Genomic DNA, 7,504 nt, shown 5'->3' with positions numbered 1-7,504 from the left:
ATAATCCAGAATAAAAAATAGGCTTCTGATTCTTTCATCGAAATCAGGAGCCTATTTTATTTAGTTTATAAATTTATGTAAGTGAGTTTCATTTACCACATCATCTAATGTCAGTATCCCATCAATTGAAGCAATTCCCACTTTTTCTTGCTGCTTATAAACACGATATACAACTAAACTAGCTATTTTACCTGTAATCTCTTTTTCATTACTACCGTATAAACTAAAGCCGTTTTTGTCATCTTCTTTACCATTTGACACCCGAATTGCAAAGGCATCAGTTCCGATCATTTCTTTTTTCATTACCTTTTTTAAAATATGAATAACTTGTTTTTTCTCTAAAAAACTTAATCCATTCATTCGATTTAACCAGTGTAAGCTTTTGGTCATGATATTCATGTCAAATCCAAAATAAGTTGTAATTGGAATTTTTGGGTATTGCTCATTCAAAATATGTTGATCTGAAAAATTAAAATTATATGTTTCTCTTTGTTTCAACTTCGGCGTAAAATCTACTACCCGCTTTAATGTAAAATTTTTAATTGGTTGGGAGGCTTGTTTGATATGATACGGTTGATTAATATTATCAAACATCCAATGAACAGCGGCTTCACCGTGACTTTCTCCAGTACCTAATAAGATATCAATCGCAACTGTTTTGGGTTGATATCTTTTAATGTAGTCAGCAGTGGCAAGGTTGGTTAAGCCCGGTGCTAATCCAACACTTGTTACAACAGAAACAGTTTTATTTTGAGGCAACTGATTTATTTTTTTGATAAATTCACTATTAGCAGTTATATCAACATAATCAATCTTTAAAGCCATTAACTCTTCAACAAATGTCGTTTCTTTTTGGTCAATACACATAACGACTAACTGAATGTCCTCAAACATGGCTTTCTTAATCGGTTCGTGAATATCTATTTGACGGTAATCTATCCTCAATTTTTCTTTTTCAATAAAATTAGTCATTTTATCCAAACTGCGCCCAGCAATAACCAATTGATTTTCCGATATGCCTTTGTCTAGTAAATTTTTTAATATAATTCGTCCGACCGCTCCGTGACCACCAATAATTAATAGTTTATTTTTCATTTTCTTTCCCCATTTATTCCTGATTTCTCAAATAATCATTTAAGGCATCAATTCCTTTAGTAAATCCAATAATTTCATCTTTTGTTAACTTTGTTTCCAATATAGAATCAAAATCAATCTTCATTTTTTGATGAGCTTCATAATTTTTAATACCTATAGCTGTTAACGATAAATAACTTTTTCGTTTGTCTTCCTTATCTAATTCCTTCTCAACAACACCACGCTCAATCAGTCGTTTAAGTTGTTGGGACACTGCACCTTTTGTAATGTTTAACCTTTCCCCGATTTCTTTACTTGTTATTTTTTTTGTTAATCCGATACATTCCACAAGATGGAATTCACTTGGTGTTAGTTGGTCACATTCATTATTTTTCAAACTAGCTTGTTCACATTGATGAATCAATTGAAAAAGCTCTCCTAATTTTTGAGTTATTTTTTTATTTTCCATATAATTAGTTTAGCAACTAAACTAATTAGAGTCAATAAAAAAATCTGGTAGCTACTCACTCACCAGATTTTGATTTAATTTAGTTTAGTTTGACCCTTCATATCAACGATTAAGTTAAAGGTTAGCCCAAGTAACACAAACAATCCACCTAAAACTTTTCCAATGGATAGTTGGTTGAGAGCAAAATAATCAACCACAATACCGATAAATATTTGACCGATAAAGACAAAAAGTGTTTGGTAAAACACAGAAATTTTTGGTGTAATATAACTTGAAAGAACAACAACAGCTACACTTACAACACCGCCTAAATACGCCCAAAGAGGAATACTTTTAAAATCAATTGACACTGCTTTTAACAGCTCACTGCTAAATATAAACAACACAACTGATGACAAAAATCCCGTTACATAATTAAAAAAGGTACTTTGAAACAAACCGATTTTTGCTGCTAAATTAGCATTTATAATTCTCGCGACAACAATTGACACACCTGCTAAAACCGCCGATAAAAAATAGAATAAAATCATCATGTTTCCTCCTTTTAGTAAAATGCCATAACAACAATACCTGCAATGATAAGTAATAAACCAATTATTTTTTTAGATTCGAAGGGAATTTTTTTCATTCCTAACAGTCCATAATGGTCAATAATAAGTGAAGAAAGAGACTGACCTAATAAGCCTAGAGCAACTGTTAGAGATACTCCTAATGTAGCAAAACTCAAATTATTAAATAACACGGTTAAAACACCGATTACTCCCCCAGTATAAACATACCATGACAGATTATTTCTTAGTTTTAACTTGGTTTTTGCCATTATCATGACAATAATCGTTCCAACTAATCCTAAAAAATGAATCAACATACTTGATGTATAATTACCTGTAGCATTTGCTAAGGTACCATTCAGTGTTATCATTAAAGTAATTAACATCCCTATAGCAACTGAAATTATTTTCGTCATTTTCTCATCCCCTAAACTCTTTACTAAAATCAATATAGCATGGTCTATCTCTTGCCCATTAGGACATATGTCCCACTAAAAAAGAAAGTCGGTAACATTATGAAAAAAATTGATAACCCTAAACTCCTTCAACAATTTATTGATACCTATAACATGACACAACACTTTTCAAATGACCCTAGTCACTTATTGAATCTTTATTTTTTTAAAAAGGGAGAGCATATTTGCTACGAAGACGAGCCCATGGACTATTTATTTTTCTTTGTTGAAGGGAAAGCAAAAATTTACATCACTCTCAAAAATGGAAAATCTTTACTTCTTTGTTTTTATGAAGATTTCAAACTCATCGGTGATTTAGAAGTAATGAACAATAAAAATGCGACTGCCAATGTTCAAGTCATGGAAGATGCTTATTGTATTGGCATTCATAAAGATGTGGTAAAAAAATATCTTCTCACTGATATCAAATTTTTACACTTTATTTGTCAATCTCTTAGTTTAGAGTTGGAACGTTCTTCAAAAAATAGCTCCATTAATCTCCTTTATCCTTTAGAGAATCGATTGGCCAGCTATATTTTTGCCACCATTGAACATTCAAACGAAGCTACTCCTGTATTCAATGAAAATTTAACAGCATTATCTGAACTTTTAGGTGGCAGTTATCGTCAACTGCACCGGTCAATCAACGCATTATGTGATAAAAATATTTTAGAACGAAAGTCTCATGGCTTTAGTGTTCTAGATGTTAAACGCTTAGAGGAAATGACTGCTGATTTGTATCAATAACGAATATTGGTATAGTTCATTATTTTAGTGATCTAGTTGCTTTATTTAAATTTAGCTATTCCAAAAATGAATAGCAAAACCATCTATAGTAACTATGACAAATTTTTATTTATAGATGTTTCAAGTACTTTTAAATAAAATAATGCGTTTTATGTCATTTTTTTATTTAAGAACAAAATATTGACCCTCCATTTTTTTGGTATACTTAACTTATAAAGTTAATTCCACAAGAGTGCGCTTCATTATAGAAATCAAAAAAGCGACATTGACTTAAAAGTCATTATCGCTTTTCTCTTTATTTTAATGCGTAAATCCATAGGTATCTTTATTACGTTTATCATGGAACAAAATATGCGCTTGATTTAATTCTTCGATGCATTCTTTAAAATCGTTAATAAAAGCAATTCCCCGATTTTTTCCTAAGTCCGCACGACACACAATTCGCTGAACCACAATGTCATCCAAATTTTTAGGTAATGGGTAAGCTGGCACTTGCCATCCTCTCATCTGAAGTCGATCAGCTAAATCATACAGAGTCCATTGAATCCCAGTATCTTTTTTTAGAGCGTAACATACAATAGGTATCGTCTCTCCTGTGTTATACATCTCAAAAAGTTGCGTTTCCTCAATAGCACTAGCAATATCTTTAGCAACTTCTTGTGTTCGTAGATGAATATCAAGATAACCATTAAAACCAAATCGATAAAAATTATAATATTGCCCAATAATTTGACTAGCACTTCTTGAAAAATTAATTGCCATTGTCGGCATACTTCCACCTAAGTAGCTAACTTCAAAAATTAATTCTTCTGGTAAGTATTTCTTATCTCGCCAAATAATCCAACCAACACCTGGATAGACTAATCCATATTTATGTCCCGACGTATTAATGGACACTACATTTTCTAATCTAAAATCCCATAAACGATCTGGCTCTACAAACGGTGTAAACATACCTCCACTTGCCGCATCCACATGAATAACCAGCTGGTGTGTGTTATGTTGATTATACTCAGATACGATACTATCAAGTTTCAAAATATCATCAAATTTGCCAGTATAAGTAATTCCTAAAATCCCAACAATACCAATAGTGTTTTCATCCACATAATCTAATACTCTATCCGTGTCTAAATTTAAATGTGCCTTATCCATTGGAACCTCTCTTAATTCGACATCCCAATACACACAAAATTTTTCCCAACAAACTTGATACCCTGAGGAAATCACTAGATTTGGTTGACACATTTTTACATCAATACCTCTTTCAGCCGCCAATTTACGCCAACGAAATTTCATGGCTAAACCAGCCAACATACACGCTTCACTCGAGCCGACTGTTGAAGTTCCTATCGTATGCAATTTATCTGGCGCTTGCCATAAATCTGACAAGATAGCAACGCAAGCTTTCTCTACTTCAGCTGTTTGTGGGTACTCTGATTTGTCAATTGCGTTTTTCTCCATTGTTTCTGACATTAAAAGACTAGCCTCAGGTTCCATATAAGTTTGACAGAATGTTGCTAAATTTTGTCTGGCATTACCTTCATCTATTAACTGATCCTTTAACAAACGATAAGCAATATTGGAAGAAATCGGCTCTGTTCGTAATGAAGATAGTAATACTTCTTCATCTGAAAACAACGAACCAAATACAGGAATATCTTGATTATTATTTTTCAACATAACAGCATCAACCTCTTTTTAATTTAATTTAAAAATCGTTAATATGAGCCCTGTTTATTCGCATTTTTTGACGCTTTGACAACATTTAAAGCCACTACCGCTGTTTCGCAAACATAATCGCCAACGTGTTGCTTGCGATTAGTAAATGCCGCAATGATATAACCAATCATAAGTAACGGATTTTTCAGAATGAAACGGCAAGCCCCTTCCCTTACTAAAACAGTTGCCCACGACAATTGAATATCACTCATGCTGATAACTTGAAGCCCAAAAATCATTTTACCGATTGTTTGACCACGGTTTAATTTAGTTAATAAAATAAAATAAGCCAGATAAACCATTAGGCGAATTAAATTGCCTGGACCAATAAAACTATCTGAAGGCATGATTGGAAAAACGAGTGATATAAAGCTAATAACAATCGTTGAGATGGCACCTATACAAAGCATATCTACTAAAAAGGCAAAGAAGCGAAGCCAAAAGCCAGCAAAATAGTACGTTGGAAATTCATACGGATTTTCTTCCATTTGCTTTGGTTCTTCTACGTATTCTTCGTACATTCTATTCACCTCCGTAGTAATACATTGCTTTAGGTGCTTCTTTTGTGGTTAAGTTTTCTAAAATTGCCATAAAATCATCTTTTTCAGATCCTCTAGCTAATTTAGCTCCAAACAATGTATTCGCAAATCCTGATACATCTGTATTAAACTCAACATATTCCGCACCCTTTAAGTGTTGCTCTTTACGCAATGCTTCTAAAGCATCTTCTGGGTAACCAATCTCATCTACCAAACCATTTTCTTTAGCTTGTTTGCCATCATAAATTCGGCCATCTGCAATTTTTTTAACTTTATCTTCTGGCATTTTACGACCATCACTCACAATTTTTACAAATCTTGCATAAGCACTATCAATATAAGACTGGAACACTTCTTTGTCCTTATCTGTAACTGGTCTTTGTCCAGAACCCATATCTTTTAAATCACCACTTTTATAAGTCGCATCTTTAATACCTAACTTTTCCATTAAGCCTGAATAGTTAGTACCTGACATGATAACACCAATAGATCCTGTTGTTGTTTCTTCTGTGGCATAGATTTTATCTGCAGCTGCCGAAATATAATATCCACCACTAGCTGCTAAATTTTTCATACTCACATAAATCGGAATGTCACGCTCTTTTTTCAAGCTTTTTAATTCCTTAGCAATCTCAGCACTTTCGTATACCCCACCACCAGGAGAATTTACTTCAAGTAATACGCCTTGAACTGTTGTATCATCCTTAATTGTTTCTATTTGTTGCAAGAACTTTTGGTGATTGTATGTTTCTTGAGACCAAAAACTTGTTGGGTTACTATCAATGATAGCTCCTTCGACTGACAAGCGCACAATTTTTTTGTTGCTGTCACCTTCTTCAATCGTTGTCGGAACTAACTTATCAGATCCATATAACAGGCTATTCAAACTATCTGCCCCTGTTTTTTCTTCAACTTCAGGCGATTTAAAACTAATAACGACTGAAAATAAACATAAACCAACGGCTACTGCTACTGCAAACCATCTTCTTTGATTCATCCTAACTCCTCCTTAAAATAAACAGTATCACTATAATTATAGCAATGGACCATAGATAATTAAAGTTATTTTGAAAAGCGTCTATTCTAAACAAAAAAAGAACCGAATTTTTTTCGATTCTTTTTACTTTATTTCGTTAATTGTTCCAAGCGCCACTCACAAATTCTTTGAATTAATTCTTCTGGTAATTCTTTTTCTACAGGAAATTGAATTGCACCTTTACTTGTTTTATATGGTTCTAATTCTTTGGAAAAATGACAGATAGGCGCTGGTGTTGGATAAAAACCAATATGGTGTTTAGCGTTGGAAAAATGAACAATGTTCTCATGTTGAAAGTACGTCGGCATACCGTATTTTATACACTCTTTTGCTTCAGGAAAAACATCTTTCATTATTTTTTGCATCGTTCTTAGCTTCTCTTGCCTGTCTTTTGGGCAGTTTTCAATATACTCATCAACTACTGTTTTTTTCATCATAATCACCCGTTTATTTTTATTATAACAGATATTAAATAAGGTAATATAACCAGCCTATTATACCCGCTAAAAGAGTTAATAATAGAGGATTTACCTGGTATTTCAAACTAAAATAAACAGTTCCAACCATGATAAATAATGAAAAAACATCTACGCTCATTTTAGAGATATTCAATAAATTATCCACACCAAAAACAGTGGATAACATCAAAATAAAAGCTACCGCAAAAATTAAACCAATAGATACTACTTTTACGTTATCTAATATCAGATTTAAACTTTTATTTTGTTTAATTCCTACTTCATATTTACTAAATAAGCCAACAAAAACAACTGACGGAACACATACAGCTAGAGTTGTCACCGTGGCACCTAAAAAACCACCATATAGTTGCCCAACATATGTCGCTGAATTAATCGCAATTGGTCCTGGTATAAGAACATCTAACGCATTTAAATCCGCATATTGCTCAA

10 protein-coding genes are annotated in these 7,504 nt (G+C 32.8%); 1 reads left to right on the top strand and 9 read right to left on the bottom strand.

From position 1 onward, the window contains the following. Nucleotides 1–60: 60 nt before the first annotated feature. The 4 genes from RR554_RS10825 to RR554_RS10810 form a co-directional block, all read right to left on the bottom strand. Nucleotides 61–1,095 (bottom strand): saccharopine dehydrogenase NADP-binding domain-containing protein, encoded by a 1,035-nt coding sequence (locus RR554_RS10825; protein ID WP_332464271.1) that lies wholly within the window; start codon nt 1,093–1,095, stop codon nt 61–63. Nucleotides 1,096–1,108: 13 nt separating this feature from the next. Further along, nucleotides 1,109–1,543: a MarR family winged helix-turn-helix transcriptional regulator gene (locus tag RR554_RS10820; RefSeq protein ID WP_332468009.1), complete on the bottom strand. Its 435-nt coding sequence runs from the start codon at nt 1,541–1,543 to the stop codon at nt 1,109–1,111. A gap of 74 nt (nt 1,544–1,617) precedes the next feature. Next, a complete protein-coding gene (locus RR554_RS10815) occupies nt 1,618–2,073 on the bottom strand; it encodes a DMT family transporter (protein ID WP_332464269.1) in 456 nt (151 codons plus the stop codon). A gap of 14 nt (nt 2,074–2,087) precedes the next feature. Next, a complete protein-coding gene (locus RR554_RS10810) occupies nt 2,088–2,510 on the bottom strand; it encodes a DMT family transporter (protein WP_332468008.1) in 423 nt (140 codons plus the stop codon). Nucleotides 2,511–2,609: 99 nt separating this feature from the next. Here RR554_RS10810 and RR554_RS10805 point away from each other — a divergent pair, with 99 nt between their 5' ends. Then, the gene (locus RR554_RS10805; RefSeq protein ID WP_332464267.1) at nt 2,610–3,296 is read left to right on the top strand and encodes a cyclic nucleotide-binding domain-containing protein; all 687 of its coding nucleotides are present in this window, start codon (nt 2,610–2,612) and stop codon (nt 3,294–3,296) included. A gap of 300 nt (nt 3,297–3,596) precedes the next feature. Here the strand turns inward: RR554_RS10805 and RR554_RS10800 are convergent, their stop codons facing one another. The 5 genes from RR554_RS10800 to RR554_RS10780 form a co-directional block, all read right to left on the bottom strand. Further along, nucleotides 3,597–4,979 (bottom strand): glutamate decarboxylase, encoded by a 1,383-nt coding sequence (locus tag RR554_RS10800; protein ID WP_332464266.1) that lies wholly within the window; start codon nt 4,977–4,979, stop codon nt 3,597–3,599. Between the two features lie 38 nt (nt 4,980–5,017). After that, nucleotides 5,018–5,539 carry an RDD family protein gene (locus RR554_RS10795; RefSeq protein ID WP_332464265.1) on the bottom strand — a complete coding sequence of 174 codons (522 nt, stop codon included), beginning with the start codon at nt 5,537–5,539 and terminating at the stop codon, nt 5,018–5,020. A gap of 1 nt (nt 5,540) precedes the next feature. Beyond that, nucleotides 5,541–6,554 (bottom strand): signal peptide peptidase SppA, encoded by a 1,014-nt coding sequence (gene sppA, locus RR554_RS10790; protein WP_332464264.1) that lies wholly within the window; start codon nt 6,552–6,554, stop codon nt 5,541–5,543. Nucleotides 6,555–6,682: 128 nt separating this feature from the next. After that, entirely contained in the window at nt 6,683–7,027 is a 345-nt protein-coding gene (locus RR554_RS10785) for an iron chaperone (protein ID WP_332464263.1), read from the bottom strand. A gap of 34 nt (nt 7,028–7,061) precedes the next feature. Further along, on the bottom strand, nt 7,062–7,504 hold a 443-nt coding region (locus RR554_RS10780; RefSeq protein ID WP_332468007.1), incomplete at its 5' end, for a chromate transporter.

This window comes from Vagococcus sp. (assembly GCF_036639995.1).
Lineage (GTDB): Bacteria > Bacillota > Bacilli > Lactobacillales > Vagococcaceae > Vagococcus.
This window is presented reverse-complemented; position numbering and strand designations above follow the sequence as displayed.

What these genes read in the sequence shown, in the direction of transcription:
- RR554_RS10820 (WP_332468009.1), bottom strand. Translation starts at nt 1,543, where the DNA reads ATGGAAAATAAAAAAATAACTCAAAAATTAGGAGAGCTTTTTCAATTG.
- RR554_RS10785 (WP_332464263.1), bottom strand. Translation starts at nt 7,027, where the DNA reads ATGAAAAAAACAGTAGTTGATGAGTATATTGAAAACTGCCCAAAAGAC.
- RR554_RS10795 (WP_332464265.1), bottom strand. Translation starts at nt 5,539, where the DNA reads ATGTACGAAGAATACGTAGAAGAACCAAAGCAAATGGAAGAAAATCCG.
- RR554_RS10810 (WP_332468008.1), bottom strand. Translation starts at nt 2,510, where the DNA reads ATGACGAAAATAATTTCAGTTGCTATAGGGATGTTAATTACTTTAATG.
- RR554_RS10805 (WP_332464267.1), top strand. Translation starts at nt 2,610, where the DNA reads ATGAAAAAAATTGATAACCCTAAACTCCTTCAACAATTTATTGATACC.
- RR554_RS10800 (WP_332464266.1), bottom strand. Translation starts at nt 4,979, where the DNA reads ATGTTGAAAAATAATAATCAAGATATTCCTGTATTTGGTTCGTTGTTT.
- RR554_RS10815 (WP_332464269.1), bottom strand. Translation starts at nt 2,073, where the DNA reads ATGATTTTATTCTATTTTTTATCGGCGGTTTTAGCAGGTGTGTCAATT.
- RR554_RS10825 (WP_332464271.1), bottom strand. Translation starts at nt 1,095, where the DNA reads ATGAAAAATAAACTATTAATTATTGGTGGTCACGGAGCGGTCGGACGA.
- sppA (WP_332464264.1), bottom strand. Translation starts at nt 6,554, where the DNA reads ATGAATCAAAGAAGATGGTTTGCAGTAGCAGTAGCCGTTGGTTTATGT.